Source organism: Dactylosporangium salmoneum (assembly GCF_039532525.1).
Classification (GTDB): Bacteria; Actinomycetota; Actinomycetes; order Mycobacteriales; family Micromonosporaceae; genus Dactylosporangium; species Dactylosporangium salmoneum.
Map to the genome: position 1 here is coordinate 74,444 of NZ_BAAARV010000081.1, position 14,956 is coordinate 89,399.

At 72.8% G+C, this 14,956-nt stretch carries 14 protein-coding genes; 10 read left to right on the forward strand and 4 right to left on the reverse strand.

The window, feature by feature from the left end:
- Positions 1 to 132: 132 nt before the first annotated feature.
- Together ABD352_RS41115 and ABD352_RS41120 are read right to left on the reverse strand one after the other, a co-directional pair.
- Complete coding sequence (locus tag ABD352_RS41115) at positions 133 to 1,695, reverse strand: glycoside hydrolase family 13 protein (protein ID WP_344618008.1); 1,563 nt, start codon at positions 1,693 to 1,695, stop codon at positions 133 to 135.
- Positions 1,696 to 1,725: 30 nt separating this feature from the next.
- Positions 1,726 to 2,733 carry a LacI family DNA-binding transcriptional regulator gene (locus ABD352_RS41120; protein ID WP_344618048.1) on the reverse strand — a complete coding sequence of 336 codons (1,008 nt, stop codon included), beginning with the start codon at positions 2,731 to 2,733 and terminating at the stop codon, positions 1,726 to 1,728.
- Positions 2,734 to 2,885: 152 nt separating this feature from the next.
- On the opposite strand from ABD352_RS41120, the gene ABD352_RS41125 reads away from it, so the two are divergent.
- The 5 genes from ABD352_RS41125 to ABD352_RS41145 are packed head-to-tail and all read left to right on the forward strand — an operon-like array spanning position 2,886 to position 9,017.
- Positions 2,886 to 4,127 carry a sugar ABC transporter substrate-binding protein gene (locus ABD352_RS41125; protein WP_344618009.1) on the forward strand — a complete coding sequence of 414 codons (1,242 nt, stop codon included), beginning with the start codon at positions 2,886 to 2,888 and terminating at the stop codon, positions 4,125 to 4,127.
- A 6-nt stretch (positions 4,128 to 4,133) separates the two neighbouring features.
- The gene (locus ABD352_RS41130; protein ID WP_344618010.1) at positions 4,134 to 5,633 is read left to right on the forward strand and encodes an ABC transporter permease subunit; all 1,500 of its coding nucleotides are present in this window, start codon (positions 4,134 to 4,136) and stop codon (positions 5,631 to 5,633) included.
- Positions 5,630 to 6,460, forward strand: a complete 831-nt coding sequence (locus tag ABD352_RS41135) for a sugar ABC transporter permease (RefSeq protein WP_344618011.1) — start codon at positions 5,630 to 5,632, stop codon at positions 6,458 to 6,460. Before ABD352_RS41130 ends, ABD352_RS41135 begins: the two co-directional genes overlap by 4 nt.
- The gene (locus tag ABD352_RS41140) at positions 6,457 to 8,148 is read left to right on the forward strand and encodes a glycoside hydrolase family 13 protein (protein ID WP_344618012.1); all 1,692 of its coding nucleotides are present in this window, start codon (positions 6,457 to 6,459) and stop codon (positions 8,146 to 8,148) included. Before ABD352_RS41135 ends, ABD352_RS41140 begins: the two co-directional genes overlap by 4 nt.
- Before the next feature lie 32 nt (positions 8,149 to 8,180).
- On the forward strand, positions 8,181 to 9,017 hold the full coding sequence (locus tag ABD352_RS41145; protein ID WP_344618013.1) for a transglutaminase domain-containing protein: 837 nt from the start codon (positions 8,181 to 8,183) through the stop codon (positions 9,015 to 9,017).
- 146 nt (positions 9,018 to 9,163) lie between these two features.
- On the opposite strand, the gene ABD352_RS41150 is transcribed toward ABD352_RS41145, so the two are convergent.
- Both ABD352_RS41150 and ABD352_RS41155 read right to left on the reverse strand, forming a co-directional pair.
- The gene (locus ABD352_RS41150; protein ID WP_344618014.1) at positions 9,164 to 9,847 is read right to left on the reverse strand and encodes a GNAT family N-acetyltransferase; all 684 of its coding nucleotides are present in this window, start codon (positions 9,845 to 9,847) and stop codon (positions 9,164 to 9,166) included.
- 240 nt (positions 9,848 to 10,087) lie between these two features.
- Entirely contained in the window at positions 10,088 to 11,524 is a 1,437-nt protein-coding gene (locus ABD352_RS41155; RefSeq protein ID WP_344618015.1) for an MFS transporter, read from the reverse strand.
- A 204-nt stretch (positions 11,525 to 11,728) separates the two neighbouring features.
- On the opposite strand from ABD352_RS41155, the gene ABD352_RS41160 reads away from it, so the two are divergent.
- The 5 genes from ABD352_RS41160 to ABD352_RS41180 all read left to right on the forward strand — a co-directional run bounded on the left by ABD352_RS41160 (position 11,729) and on the right by ABD352_RS41180 (position 14,915).
- The gene (locus ABD352_RS41160; protein WP_344618016.1) at positions 11,729 to 12,697 is read left to right on the forward strand and encodes a cobalt transporter; all 969 of its coding nucleotides are present in this window, start codon (positions 11,729 to 11,731) and stop codon (positions 12,695 to 12,697) included.
- 58 nt (positions 12,698 to 12,755) lie between these two features.
- A complete protein-coding gene (locus ABD352_RS41165; RefSeq protein ID WP_344618017.1) occupies positions 12,756 to 13,058 on the forward strand; it encodes a hypothetical protein in 303 nt (100 codons plus the stop codon).
- A gap of 278 nt (positions 13,059 to 13,336) precedes the next feature.
- A complete protein-coding gene (locus tag ABD352_RS41170) occupies positions 13,337 to 13,675 on the forward strand; it encodes a hypothetical protein (RefSeq protein ID WP_425553868.1) in 339 nt (112 codons plus the stop codon).
- Positions 13,672 to 14,157, forward strand: coding sequence for a roadblock/LC7 domain-containing protein (locus ABD352_RS41175; RefSeq protein WP_344618019.1), 486 nt, complete (start codon positions 13,672 to 13,674; stop codon positions 14,155 to 14,157). The genes ABD352_RS41170 and ABD352_RS41175 overlap by 4 nt, the downstream gene beginning before the upstream one ends.
- Positions 14,158 to 14,225: 68 nt before the next feature.
- Complete coding sequence (locus ABD352_RS41180) at positions 14,226 to 14,915, forward strand: RraA family protein (RefSeq protein WP_425553864.1); 690 nt, start codon at positions 14,226 to 14,228, stop codon at positions 14,913 to 14,915.
- The last annotated feature ends 41 nt before the right edge of the window (positions 14,916 to 14,956 follow it).

Here is a 14,956-nt window from a genome sequence, read left to right on the forward strand (position 1 = left end):
GAGACCTCCGGAATGGCGGTAGCGGAGGAGCGATTGACGCAGATCGTGGTCCTGGCTGAAACCCGCTGTCAAGGACCTTGCAGAAAATCCCGCCGTCGTACGGCGGACAAGGCCCTTGAACAGCGGAAATGATCAGGAAGATCTGGCAGTTCTTGCAATGATCCACACCGTGGTGTCGGGCGGCAGGGTCGTCCCGGCGACGGTACCGCTGGCCAGCGCGACCTCCGAGCCCGGCACCTCGGGCAGCGGCACCGGCGCGTCGGACAGGTTCGCCACGCAGCGCAGCCCGTCGCGGCTGAAGTCGAGGACGCCGGGCGCGGACCCGTGCCACCGCAGCGGCCCGGTGACCGTCCGGCGCAGGGCGAGCGCCGCGCGGTACAGCTCCAATGTGGACGCCGGATCCCCGGCCTGGACGTCGGCCGCGATCCCCTTCCACGACGGCGGCTGCGGCAGCCACGCGGCCCCGGAGGGCGAGAAGCCGAGCGCCGGCTCGCCGGCCTCCCACGGCAGCGGCACCCGGCACCCGTCGCGGCCCGGGTTGGTGCCGCCGGAGCGGAACCAGCGCGGGTCCTGCCGCGCCTCGTCCGGCAGGTCGAGCACCTCGAACAGGCCGAGCTCGTCGCCCTGGTACACGTACGCCGACCCGGGCAGCGCCAGCATGAGCAGCGCGGCCGCGTTGGCCCGCGCGAGGGAGCCCAGCCGCGTCGGGTGCCGGTGCACGTCGTGGTTGGACAGCACCCACGTGGTCGGCGCGCCGACGGCCTCGGCGGCGTGGATGCACGAGTCGATGCTGGCCTTCACCGCGGCCGGGTCGGCCCAGTCGGCCTGCAGGAACTCGAAGTTGAAGGCCTGGTGCAGCTCGTCCGGCGCGGTGTAGCGGGCCAGGCGCTGCGGCGTGGACGCCCACGCCTCGGCCACGGCGATGCGCTCCTCGGGGTAGGAGTCGAGGATCTTGCGCCAGGCCCGGTGGATGTCGTGCACGCCGTCCTGGTCGAAGAAGGGCAGCGGGCGGCGGCCGAGCAGCCCGATCTGGTCGGCGGCGCCGGCGTGCGGGTAGCCGGGCGCCTTGACCATGCCGTGGGCGACGTCGACCCGGAAGCCGTCGACGCCGCGGTCGAGCCAGAACCGCAGCACGGACTCGAACTCGGCCCGCACGTCGGGGTGGTCCCAGTTGAGGTCGGGCTGGGTGGGGTCGAAGATGTGCAGGTACCACTCGCCGTCGGGCACCCGGGTCCAGGCCGCGCCGCCGAACATGGACTCCCAGTCGTTCGGGGGCAGGTCGTCCGCGGTCGGCGGGTGGAAGTGGTAGCGGGCCCGGGCCGGCTCGCCCGGAAGGGCTTGCAGGGCTTGCTGGAACCATTCGTGGGTGCTGGACGTGTGGTTGGGCACCAGGTCGATGATGACCCGCAGGTCCAGGGCGTGCGCGCCGGCCAGCATGGCGTCGAAGTCGGCCAGGGTGCCGAAGAGCGGGTCGATGTCGCGGTAGTCGGCCACGTCGTAGCCGCCGTCGACCATGGGGGAGCGGAAGATCGGGGTGAGCCAGAGGGCGTCGACGCCGAGGTCGCGCAGGTACGGCAGCCGGTCGCGCAGGCCGACGAGGTCGCCGACCCCGTCGCCGTTGCCGTCGGCGAAGCTCCTGACGTACACCTCGTAGATGACGGCGTTTCGCCACCATTTGTCGGGTGTTTCGGGCATGGTGGTCCCTTCGAAGCGGGTCGGGGTGGTTCAGCGGGGCGCGATGCCGGTGGAGCCGCGCACCACCAGCTCGGGCGCGAACAGGTACTCCGAGTGCGGGCTGGCCTGCCCGTGGATGGCGTCGATGAGCGACTGGGCGGCCGCGTTGGACATCGCCCGCACGGGCTGGCGCAGGGTGGTCAGCGGCGGGTCGGTGAACGCGATGAGCGGCGAGTCGTCGTAGCCGACCACGGACACGTCGCCGGGCACCGACAGCCCCCGGGCCCGGGCCGCCCGCACCGCGCCCAGCGCCATGAGGTCGGAGCCGCAGACCAGGCCGGTGACGCCCCGGCTGATCAGCCGGTCGGCGGCGGCGTGCCCGCCCTCGACGCCGAACAGTGACAGCTCGATCGCCTCGTCCAGGCCGCGGCGGCGGATGGCCTCGCGGTACCCGGAAAGCTTGCGCTGCACCGGCAGGAACCGCTCGGGGCCGGAGATGAGCCCGATGCGGGTGTGGCCGAGCGAGGCCAGGTGATCGACGGCCAGCTCGCTGGCCCGGGCGTCGTCGCACGAGAAGCAGGGCGCCTCGAGGCCGGGGGCCCAGCCGGTGACCATGACGATCGGCAGCGGCCGCTCGATGAGCTTGCGGTAGCGGTCGTGGTCGGCGGTGGTGTCGGCGTGCAGGCCGGAGACGAAGATGATGCCGGCCACCGCGCGGTCGAGCAGCATCTCCACGTACTCGTCCTCGGTGACGCCGCCCGGGGTCTGCGTGCACAGCACCGGCGTGTAGCCGTGCCGGGACAGCGCCGACTCGATGACCTGGGCGAAGAGCGGGAAGATCGGGTTCTCCAGCTCGGGCGTGACCAGGCCGACGAGGCCGGCGCTGCGTTTGCGCAGCCGCTCGGGCCGCTCGTAGCCGAGCACGTCGAGCGCGGTCAGCACGGCGTGGCGGGTGTCGGCGCTGACCCCGGGCCGGTCGTTGAGCACCCGCGAGACGGTGGCCTCGCTGACCTCCGCCTGGCGGGCGATGTCGGCGAGGCGTGCGCGGGGTGCGTCCATGGCCATGGGTCGAGGGTAAGCGGCCGCGCGCCGAAAATGAAAGTCGACTGGAAGCTCTTTCATTCTTTGCAAGTCCTTGCTACGGTCTGCGCCACCGGCATCGACCACACCCCATTTCCGTGCCGGCTCACCATTCCCCCTGGGAGTTCCCCATGCGCATTTCCCTGCGCGCTGTGGGCGCGTGCGCCCTCGTCGCGTTATCGCTGACCGCCTGCAGCTCGACGAAAACCCCCGCAAGCTCTTCCACGCAGCCGGCCGCCACACTCACCATCTGGGCCGACGACCAGCGCTCCGCCGCCCTGAAGCCCTTCGCCGAGGCGTTCGGCAAGGCCAACCACGTCGACGTGCAGGTCCAGGCGGTCTCCAAGGACCTGCAGACCGTGTACGTCACCGCCGCCCAGTCCGGCAAGGGCCCCGACATCGTCGTGGGCGCCCACGACTGGATCGGCAACCTGGTGCAGAACGGCACCATCGACCCGATCCAGCTCTCCGAGCAGCAGAAGGCCGGCTTCGCCGACGTCGCGGTCAAGGCCGTCACGTTCAACGGCCAGGTCTACGGCGTGCCGTACGCGATCGAGAACCTGGCCCTGATCCGCAACACCGACCTCGCCCCGGCCGCGCCGGCCACCATCGAGGACCTCGTCGCCGCCGGCAAGGCCCTCAAGGACGCCGGCAAGGTCAGCACCGTCATGTCGCTGCAGGTCGGCCAGAACGGCGACGCCTACCACATCTACCCGCTGTTCGCCTCGGCCGGCGGCTACCTGTTCGGCACCAAGCCCAACGGCGACTACGACCCGGCCGACCTCGGCGTCGGCAAGCCCGCCTCGATCGAGGCGTTCAAGAAGATCGCGGCCCTGGGCGAGAAGGGCGCCGGCGCCCTGACCCGCTCCGTGAACAGCGACAACGCCATCCCCACCTTCACCGGCGGCAAGGCGCCGTTCCTCATCTCCGGGCCGTGGGCGGTCGCCGACATCAAGAAGGCCGGGCTGCACTACGACATCACCCCGGTCCCGCCCTTCGCCGGCGGCAAGCCCGCCCAGCCGTTCGTCGGCGTGCAGGCCTTCTACGTGGCCAGCAAGGGCAAGAGCAAGGCCCTGGCCAACGAGTTCATCACCAACTACCTCACCAAGCCCGACCTGCAGGTCGCGCTGTACCAGGCCAACCCGCGCCCGCCGGCCCTCACCGCGGCGCTGGACCAGGTCAAGGGCAGCGACCCGGACCTGGAGAAGTGGCTGACCGCCGGCAAGGGCGGCGCGGTGCTGCCCGCCATCCCGGCCATGGCCGCCGTGTGGGACCCGCTGGGCAAGGCTGAGTCGGCGATCGTCGGCGGCGCCGACCCGGCGGCCACGCTGACCGGCGCGGCCAAGACGATCAGCGACGCGATCGCCAAGTAGCGCGCCATGACGAAGCTCGCGAAGATCGCGGTCCTGGGCCTGGCCCTGGCGCTCGCCGTCTACGCCGCATTCCCGCTCGCCGCCGCCCACGCCTGGGGATGGCTCGCCGTCCTCGTCGCGGTCACCGGGCTGATCTTCGCGATCTACCTGTCGCCGCGGCCCGTCCCGGCGAAGTACCTCGTGCCGGGGGTCCTGTTCCTGCTGGCCTTCCAGGTGGTGCCGGTGCTGCTGACCGTGGCCACCGCGTTCACCAACGCCGGCGACGGGCACCGCGGCAGCAAGCAGGAGGCGATCACCGCCATCGAGTCCTCATCGGTGCGGCAGGTGCCGGGTTCATCGGAGTTCGCGTTGTCGGTGGCGCTCGACGACGGTGGCCTGAAGTTCCTGCTGCTGTCGGCCGACGGCAAGACGTTCGTGGGCGACGGGCAGGGTCTGCACGACCTGCCCGGCGCCACCGTCGCCGCCGGGCGCATCACCGCGGCGGACGGCTTCCAGCTGCTCGACCTCGGGCAGGCGACCCTGCGCAACGACGAGATCCTGGCGTTCACCGTGCCCACCCCGGGCGGTGCGGTCCGGGCCTCCGGGCTGACCCGCGCCTACACCGGCGAGGCGACCCGCTTCTACGACGCCGCCTGCGACTGCGTCACCGATCGCGTGAGTGGCCAGCGCTGGGTCGCCGCGCCGGAAGAGGGCGCGTTCGTCGCCGCCGGCGGCGAGCACCTGGCGCAGGGCTGGAAGGTCAACGTCGGGCTGCACAACTTCGCCCGGGTCCTCACCGACCCGCGGGTGTCCGGGCCGTTCCTGAAGACCCTGGTGTGGAACCTCGGCTTCGCGGTCGCCTCGGTGCTCGCCACGTTCGCCCTCGGGCTGGCCTGCGCCCTCGCCCTGCACGCCGACCGGCTGCGCGGGCGCTCGCTCTACCGGGTGCTGCTCGTGCTGCCGTACGCCATGCCGTCCTTCGCCATGCTGCTCGTCTGGCGGGACCTGTTCAACCAGGACTTCGGGCTCATCAACCGCATCACCGGGCTGCACGTCGACTGGTTCGGCGAGCCCTGGACCGCCCGCCTCGCCGTCATCCTGGTGCAGCTGTGGCTCGGCTACCCGTACATGTTCCTCGTCGCCACCGGCGCCCTGCAGGCCATCCCGCGGGAGATGACCGAGGCCGCCGCCGTCGACGGCGCCACGCCCGCGCAGCGCTTCCGCCGGGTCACCCTGCCGCTGCTGCTGGTGGCGCTGAGCCCGCTGCTCATCTCCTCGTTCGCCTTCAACTTCAACAACTTCAACGCCATCTACCTCACCACCGACGGCGCGCCGTTCCCGCCCGGCGCCTCGGGCGCCGGCGCCACCGACCTGCTCATCACCTACACCTACCGGCTCGCCTTCGGCGGCTCCGGCGCCGAGTTCGGCTTCGCCGCCGCCGTCACCACCTACATCTTCGCCATCGTCGCGCTCGTCTCGGTCGTCGGCTTCCGGCGCACCCGCAAGCAGGAGGAGGTCTACTCGTGAAACACTGGTGGCGCCATCTGTGCGGCCTCGCCGCCGTGGCCTTCTCCCTCTTCCCGATCGTGTTCGTGGTCTCCGCCGCCGTGAACCCGCTCGGCACCCTCAGCTCCACCGGACTCGTGCCGGCCGGGGCAGGGCTGGACAACTTCGCCGCGCTGTTCACGAAGACCGGGTTCCCGCGGTGGTACCTCAACTCCGTCCTCGTCGCCGGCCTGGCCGCCGCCGCGGGCGTGTTCCTGTCGATCCTCGCCGCCTACGCGTTCTCCCGGATGCGCTTCCACGGCCGGCGGGTCGGCCTGATGTCGCTGCTGCTCATCCAGACCTTCCCGCAGTTCCTGTCGGTCGTCACCATCTACCTCATCTTCGCCCGGGTCGGCGACTACTACCCGGCGCTCGGGCTCGACTCGCCGTGGGGGCTGATGCTGCTGTACCTCGGCGGTGCGCTGGGCGTGAACACGTGGCTCATGAAGGGCTTCCTCGACACGGTACCGAAGGAGCTCGACGAGTCCGCGGTCATCGACGGCGCCGGGCACGCGCAGATCTTCTTCCGGGTGACGCTGCCCCTCGTGGCGCCGATCCTCGCCGTCACCGCGCTGCTGGGCTTCATCGGGACCATCAACGAGGTGCTGCTGGCCAACGTGTTCCTGCGTAGCGACGGCGCGAAGACCCTCGCCGTCGGGCTCTACGGCCTGGTCGCCGAGCAGCGCAACGCCAACTTCGGCATGTTCTGCGCGGGCTCGCTGCTCACCGCGATCCCCACGGTCGTGGTCTTCCAGGCCCTGCAGCGGTACATCGTGTCGGGCCTGACGGCCGGGGCGGTGAAGGGATGACGCTGCACCACGACGGCTCCTCGCTGTTCGTGCCGGACCAGAACCCGCGGCTCGGGTCCACAGTGGACGTCTGGCTGCGATCCCCGCTGGACGTGCGTACCGTCCATGTGAGGTCCATCGAGGACGGCGAGCCGAGGTTCACCCAGGCCGTCGCCGAACGCCGGGGCGCCGTGCTGTGGTGGCGTGCCGCCGTGCTGGTGCGCAACCCGGTCACCCGCTACCGCTTCCTCGTCGACGGCGACTGGTACACCGTGCTCGGCCGCTTCGGCCACGACGTGCCCGACGACACCGACTTCCGGCTCGTCGCCCACCCCGGCCCGGCCCCGTGGACCCGCGAGGCGATCGTCTACCAGATCTTCCCCGACCGCTTCGCCCGCTCCGCCACCGCGCCGGCCACCCCCGACTGGGCCGAGCGCTGCGAGTGGGACGACCCGGTCGCCGGCGCCGGCCCGCTCGCCGCCCGGCAGTGGTACGGCGGCGACCTCGACGGCATCGCCCGCCGCCTCGACCACATCCAGGACCTCGGCGCCGACACCGTCTACCTCACCCCGGTCTTCCCGGCTCGCTCCAACCACCGCTACGACGCCGTCGCCTTCGACCGCGTCGACCCGCTGCTCGGCGGCGACCGGGCCCTGCGCCGCCTCGCCGACGCCCTGCACACCCGCGGCATGCGCCTCGTCGGCGACCTCACCACCAACCACACCGGCGTCGAGCACCCGTGGTTCGACCAGCCCGACCTGTACTACGAGGGCGAGACCTGGATGGGCGTGCCCTCGCTGCCCAAGCTCGACTGGCACTCCGCCCGCCTGCGCTCGCGCTTCGTCACCGCACCGGACTCGATCGTGAAGCGGTGGCTGCGGTACCTCGACGGCTGGCGCGTCGACGTGGCCAACATGACGGGCCGCCGCGGCGCCGACGACCTCACCCTCGAGGTCTCCCGCCTCATCGCCGAGGCGGTGCGGGCCGCCCGCCCCGACGGCCTGCTCGTCGCCGAGCACGCCCACGGCGCCGGGGCGGACCTCGACGCCGGCGGCTGGCAGGGCACGATGAACTACGCCGGCTTCCTGCGTCCACTGTGGACCTGGCTGCGCCGCGAGGACCTCGACCTGCCCGACTTCCTCGGCGTCCCCGGCGGCGTGCCCCGCCGCGACGGCACCGCCATGGTCCGCGCCATGCTCGCCGTGATGGCCACGATGAGCTGGCGCTCGTGGAACCACTCCTGGAACCTGCTCGGCAGCCACGACACGGCCCGCATCGCCACCGTCGCCGGCTCCCCGCAGCGGCTGGAGGTCGCCGCCGGCCTGCTCGCCACCCTGCCCGGCGTCCCGATGCTCTTCGCCGGCGACGAGTTCGGCCTCACCGGCGCCAACGGCGAGGCCTCCCGCACCCCGATGCCCTGGCGCCGCGACGCGACGGTCCTGCCGTGGTACGCCCGGCTGCTCTCGCTGCGCCGCAAGCACCCGGCCCTGCGCGGCGGCGGCCTGCGCTTCGAGCACGTGTCCGCCGACGCCGTGGCCTTCTGGCGCGAAACCCAGGACGAGCGGCTGCTGGTGCTGGCCCGCCGCGCCCCCGGCACCCCGGTGCCTGTCGCCGTGCCGGAGGCGACCAACCTGTACGGGGGCGCGACCCTGGCCGGCTCCCTGCCGGCCGACGGGCCCACCCTGCAGATCTGGTCCTGCGGGCCCTGAGAAGTGTCGTACCCCGCGGCTAGGGTTCGGGCATGGACGAACTTGACTCGTACCGGACCCACAGCCCGGCGACCGATCCGGGAGTCCACCGAACCCTGCTCCGGGCCCTGCCCACCGACCCGGCCGCGCTGGCCCGGATCGTCGGCGGCCTGGTCGTGCACCGCGACTGGGCCTGGCGCTTCGGCGTCACCCTGACCGAGGAGCGGCGCGACGAGGCCAACACCCGTCACGTCTCGGCCATGCTTGAGCACCTCGGCTCCCTCGACGAGCGCCCCGCGGGGGAGCGCTTCGCCGGCACCTGCCGCGACTTCACCGTGCTCCTGGTCGCCCTGCTCCGCGAGACCGGCACCCCGGGCCGGGCCAGGGCCGGCTTCGCCGGCTACTTCACCCCCGGCCACGAGTTCCACGACGACCACTGGGTCGCCGAGGTCTGGTCCGAGGCCACCGGCTCCTGGCACCTGCTCGACGCCCAGGTGGCCGCCTACCCGCCCGGCACCTACGGCACCGGCGACCTGGACCCCTTCGACGTCCCCCGCGACGCCTTCATCGTCGGCGGCCAGGCGTGGCTCGGCGCCCGCGACGGCACGCTGGACCCGTCCACCTTCGGCGTCGCCGCGGCCGGCCTCACCGGCATGTGGGAGATCCAGGGCAACGTCGTGCGCGACCTCGCCGCCCTGAACAAGGCGGAGACGCTGCCGTGGGACGCGTGGGGGCTGATCCCGGTCCACTACGACCAGCTCCCGCCGCCCGACCTGGCCCTGCTCGACCGCCTGGCCACGGCGGGCGCCGCCGCCGGCCCGCCTTCCGCTCTCGAGGCCGCGTACCGCAGCGATCCGCGCGTCCCCGCTCCACCGGACCTTGGCGCCTGACGCCCGTGTCGCCCCGCTCCGCCTGCTCGGCACTGTGTGGCCCGCGTCGGCCGTGTGGCTTGCGTCGGTCGTTGACTCCGGGAGCCGGGGCGCCCCCGGAATGCCTGTGCCCGGTGCGTCCCGTAGCTGTGTCCGCCGGTCTGGAGCTATCGGCGGTTCCGCGCGTCCCGGACCATGCGAATCTCCCGCACGCCGTCGTCGAGCTGGGCCGTCCCGTCTGCGATGAAGCCGTGCTTGCGGTAGAAGGCTTGGGCGCGCGGGTTGGGATCGGCCACCCACAGCGTCGCCGGGTGCGCGGGATCGATGACGGCCTCCAGCAACGCCGGCCCGGCACCGGTGCCGTGGCCGGCAGCATGCACGTAGAGCACGTACAGCTGTCTCGTTCCCGCCGCCGCAGCCTCCAGGGGCGGGCCCGACATGGCGATCCCGATCACCTCGCCATCCCGCTCGGCGACGGCCGCCCGATGCTCACGATATCGCTCGTCGGTCAGCACGGCGGTCCACATGCGCTCCCGGGCGGCCGGGAAGCCCGGATCGTCGAGCACCACGTCCGGCATGAGCCCCCGGTACGTCTCCTGCCAGCACCGCACATGGACCCGTGCTATCTGCGCAACGTCCTCGACCCGGGCCGGGCGAACGGTCAGCGAGGCGTTCATCGCCGCATCGTAGGCCGCAGCCAGATGCCGCTCCACGGAATTTGGCGGCGGCTTCCGCAACGTCAGGCAGCCGAGATTCGCCGCGGCCGCACGCTTTCGGCACCCGGTGAGAAGCGCCGATTTGCGTCGCGGCGGCGCACGAATCCAGACGTCCGGGAATCGGCGGTGGTCCATTGGAATTGTGGGTGTTCCTGGAGCTTGGAGGAATTGGTGTCCTCGCGTTCGGGGCGTATTGCCGGTTACCGTTGCGCGTTTCGCCGTGCCGGCGCTCCTGCGCGGTGATGGTGTGGTCGTGCGACGACGCTTCGGGGTGGGGCCGGGCTGCTTGGTGCAGTTCGTGGCGCACGGCGGAACAGACCGGCCCGCCGGCAGGGGGAAACCTGCCGGCGGGCTTCGGGTAGCGCGGTTCGGGGATCAGCGGGCCGCGGCCAACTCCGGTTCGGGGGTGGCCGGGGTGGTCGCGGGGGTCTCGTGGCGGTGGCGGGGGATCAGGAGGGCCACACCTACCGACAGGGCGCCGGCCGCGGCCAGGGCCACGAAGGCGGCGGTGAACGCGGACTCCGTCGGCAGGCCGTCCGGGCGCAGGTCGCCGGTGACGACGGAGCTGACGATCGCCGTGCCGATGGAGGCGCCGATGGTGCGGATGTTGGCGTTCATGCCGCTCGCCGCGCCGGTCTGGGCCATCGGGACCGAGTGCACGATCAGGCTGGTCATGGCCGCGTAGGCCAGGCCTACGCCGACGCCGAAGACCGCGGCGGCGGTGGCGACCTGCCACGGGTGGTCGTGGGCGAAGGCGAACGCGACGCTGGCCAGCGTGATGAGCAGCGAGCCCGCGACGACCTGGGCGCGGCTCGGGAACCAGCTCGCGATCGGGCCGCTGAGCATGCCGGTGACCGCCATCGTGGCCAGCATCGGGACCATGAGCAGGCCGGCCTCGCCGACGGAGGCGCCGAAGCCATAGCCGGTGGAGTGCGGGATCTGCATGAACTGGGGCAGGAAGGCGTAGACGCCGAACATGCCGGCGCCGAAGAGCAGCGCGACGATGTTGGTGGTCCAGACGGCGGGCAGGCGCATCATGCGCATGTCGATGAGGGGGTTGCCGGAGCGTACCTCGACCGCGATCCAGCCGGCCGCCAGCACCGCGGCCAGCGCCAGCAGCCCGACCGTGAGCGGTGCGCCCCAGCCCCACGCGTTGCCCTTGCTCAGCGGGAGCAGCAGCGCGACGAGCCAGCCGGACAGCAGCGCGGCGGCGAGCCAGTTGACCCGCCCGGCCGAGCGGACCGGCGACGGCGGCACGAACCGCCAGGCCAGCAGGCCGGTCACGATGACCACGGCCAGGGGGATCCAGAACAGCCAGCGCCAGTTCAGCGCCGCGACGACCGGGCCGGCGAGCACGATGCCCATGCCGCCGCCCAGCGCGATGACCGCCGACATCGCCCCGACCGCGGAGACGACGCGGCCGGGCGGGAACTCGTCGCGGATGATGCCGAACGACAGCGGGAACAGTGCCCCGCCGAGGCCCTGGACGACCCGGGCGACGATGAGTACCCCGATGTTGGGCGCCAGCGCCGCCAGCAGGCACCCGGCGGCGATCGCCGCGAGCGCGACCAGCAGGGTGCGCTCCTTGCCGATCATGTCGCCGATGCGCCCCATGAGCGGGGTGGCGACCGACGCGGCGAGCAGCCAGGCGGTCAGCACCCACGTCACCGTGCCCGCCCCGGTGTGCAGGTCGCGCTGGATGACCGGCAGCACCGGGCTGACCAGCGACTGCAGCATGGAGAACGCCGCCGTCGAGGCCGCGAGGACCCCGAACGTCAGACGGTACGAGGACCTGGTGGAAACTTGAGGCATGCCTCCACAATACTGGAGGCACCCCTCCGGTCAACCGGCTTGCGGGGTATTCCGGGCGTGACGGGAATCGCACCGCGCGGCGGCGATTGTTCACGCCGTTGTCGTCGGGCGATCACCGGCGTCCGGGCAGACTGTTGCGCGATCCGCACAGCTGCACACGACGGGGGCGCCGGCCTTGGAACCACAGCTTCGCCGGGCGGCGCCGTGAACGCCGGCTCGCTCTCCGATCGCCTGCAGGAGCTGCTGCACGCGCCCGGCATTCCGGTCCTGGCCTTCGCGCTGGCGTTCCTCGCCGGGGCAGGGCACGCCGTGGCGCCCGGGCACGGCAAGAGCCTGGCCGCCGCGTACCTCGCCGGGTCCAAGGGGCGCATCCGCGACGCGGCCTGGCTCGGTGGCTCGGTGGCCGCGATGCACACGCTGTCGGTGCTCGTGATCGGGGTCGCCTGGACGTTCCTGTCGCTGTCCGACGCGATCCGGATGGAGGAGCTGACGAGCTGGCTGCAGGTGGCGGCCGGGCTGCTCGTCCTCGCCACCGGGCTGTGGATGCTCCGGCGGCACGTGCGGGGCCACGCGCACGGCCACCACCATCACCACGGCCACTCGCACACGCACGGGCCGGCCCACGCCCACGCCGCGGCCCACGACCACGCCCACGCGGCGGGGGACGGGCACGGCCACGACGACGAGCACCCGCACGGCGCGGAAGAAGGGCCCGACCACGGCCACAACCACGAGCACCCGCACGGCGCGGAAGAAGGGCCCGACCACGACCACGACCACGGGCACCCGCACGGCCACAACCACGAGCACCCGCACGGCCACGACCATGGGCTCGGGGAAGGGCGGCGGCCCGGGCTGCTCCTGCTCGGGATGTCGGGCGGGCTCACCCCGTCGCCGTCGGCGTTTCTCGTCTTCGCCACCGGGCTCTTTCTCGGCCGGGCCGGGTTCGCGCTGCTCCTGGTGCTCACGTTCGGCCTCGGCATGGCCGTCGTGCTCTTCGGCGTGGGCGTGATGGCCGTCGCCGGCAGCGCCGTCGTCACCCGCGGCGCCCGCTCGCGCAGGCTGCTGGGCCTGGCCGCCCGCGTGGCGCCGATCGTGGCCGCGTCCGGCATCACCGTCTTCGGCGCGGGCCTGGTCACCGTCGCCGCCGTCCACCTGGCCGCCGTCGCCTGACCAGTTTCCGTCGCGGGTGGCGTCGGTTTCTGCGGTACCACTCGAAGGGAGACGGCAGATGTCCGAGACGTCCATCATCCGGTACACCACCAGGCCCGACGCGGCCGAGGAGAACCAGCGGCTGGTCGCGGCCGTGTTCGCGGAACTGGCGCAGCAACGGCCGCACGGGCTGCGGTACGCGGCCTTCCGCCTCGCCGACGGCGTGACCTTCGTCCACGTCGTGCAGCGCGAGGAGGGCGGCGCCGAGCTGAGCGACCTGGTGGCGTTCAAGGAGTTCGCGGCCGGCGCCGGGGAGCGCGTGGCCGTGGGCCCGGCCCGGGAGGAGGCCACCGTCGTCGGCGCGTACAACTTCCCGGCATGACGCGTTGAGCACGGCGACCGCGCGGGGCCGGCCGCCGCGTTGAGCACGGCGACCGCGCGGGGCCAGCCGCCGCGTTGAGCACGGCGAGCGCGCGGGGCAGCACGCCGCGTCATCGCGGCATCGTGCGGTAGGACACGACGACGAGCCGGACGTCTCAAACCTGCTCGGACATCTGCCGGTGAAGATCGGGTTGTGAAAGGCTCGCCTCCGTCAAAATGTCGGTGCACCCCCCGGAGGCAGGCTTGACCAGCAATCTCGACGTGGCGCTGAAGAGCGCGATGACCATCGACGGGGCCTTCGCGGTCGCGCTCGTCGACTACACCAGCGGCATGACGCTCGGCACCATGGGCGGCGGGCCGGAGTTCGACATCACGGTCGCGGCGGCCGGCAACACCGACGTGGTCCGGGCCAAGCTGCGCACGATCGAGATGCTGGGCCTGCCCGACACGGTCGAGGACATCCTGATCACGCTCAACAACCAGTACCACATCATCCGCCCGCTGTCCTCGGTCAACGGCCACGGCCTGTTCCTGTACCTGGCCCTGGCGAAGTCCCGCGCCAACCTGGCCCTGGCCCGCCACCAGCTGCGCGGCATCGAAGAGGGCCTGCAGCTGTGACCTTCTTCGACACTGCGCCGAGCGCCGGCGGGCTGCCGATGCGCGAGGGGCGGGCGGAGCAGGACCGGTCGCAGGTGCGGGCCCCGGCGTTCGGCACCAGCATCGACCCGATGGCGGCGGGGCTGGCCGCCGTCCGCGCGGAGATGGCCGACCTGCGCCTGCGCGTCCCGGGCGTGCGCGGGTCGGCCCTGGGCGGCGTCGACGGCCTGCTGATCACCCACGACCTGCCCCGGGAGCTGGAGCCGCACGACCTGGCCGCCCTGGCCGCGACCACGTTCGGCCTGGGCCGCCAGACCGCGCTCGTGCTGAGCCAGAGCCCCTTCCGCGACGCCACGCTGCGCAGCGAGGGCGGCTACTTCATCGTGTACGCCGTCGGCGAGCACGCCCTGCTCGCGGTCCTCGGCAACGACGGCATGAACGTGGCCCGGCTGCACCTCGAGGCGCGCCCCGCGGTCGCCCGGATGGTCGCCGCGCTGCCTTAGCGGATCGACGCAGCACCGGGCCACCCGATGGCGATTGGACCGTCCCGGCGCGCGGGCACGCGGGGATGATGGCGGGCGTGATCGAATTTGGGGAGCTCACCACGCCGCTCGTCGCCGACGCCTGCGTGCGGGCCGGGGTGGCGTTGCGGGTGGCGCCGGCCGGGGTCCGGCCCGTCACCGCGGGGATGCGCGTCGCGGGGCGGGCCCGGCCGGTGCGGCACTACGGCAGCGTCGACGTGTTCCTGGAGGCGTACGGCGACGCCGGCCCCGGCGACGTGCTCGTCATCGACAACGGCGGGCGGAGCGACGAGGCGTGCATCGGGGACCTCACCGTGCTCGAGGCGGCCGCCGCCGGCGTCGCCGGGCTCGTCGTCTGGGGGCTGCACCGCGACACCCGGGAGCTGGCCGAGATCGGGGTGCCCGTGTTCAGCTACGGCGCGCTGGCGGCCGGGCCGCTGCGGGTCGATCCGCGCGACGACGCGCCCGTGCGGTTCGGCGGGCACGTCGTGACCGGCGAGGACCTGGTGCTGGCCGACGACGACGGGGTGCTGTTCATCCCGGGCGACCGGGCCGGCGAGGTGCTGGCGGTGGCGCGGGCGATCCACGAGACCGAGCGGGAGCAGGCGCGGCGCATCACGGCGGGGGAGACGCTGCGGCAGCAGACGCGCTTCGCGGAGTACCTCGCGCGGCGGCGGGAGGATCCGCAGTACACCTTCCGGCAGCACCTGCGGCGCATCGGGGGCGCCATCGAGGAGTGAAACGCAGGGCAGGACAAAGGGTCAGCCTCCGTTGACGTGCA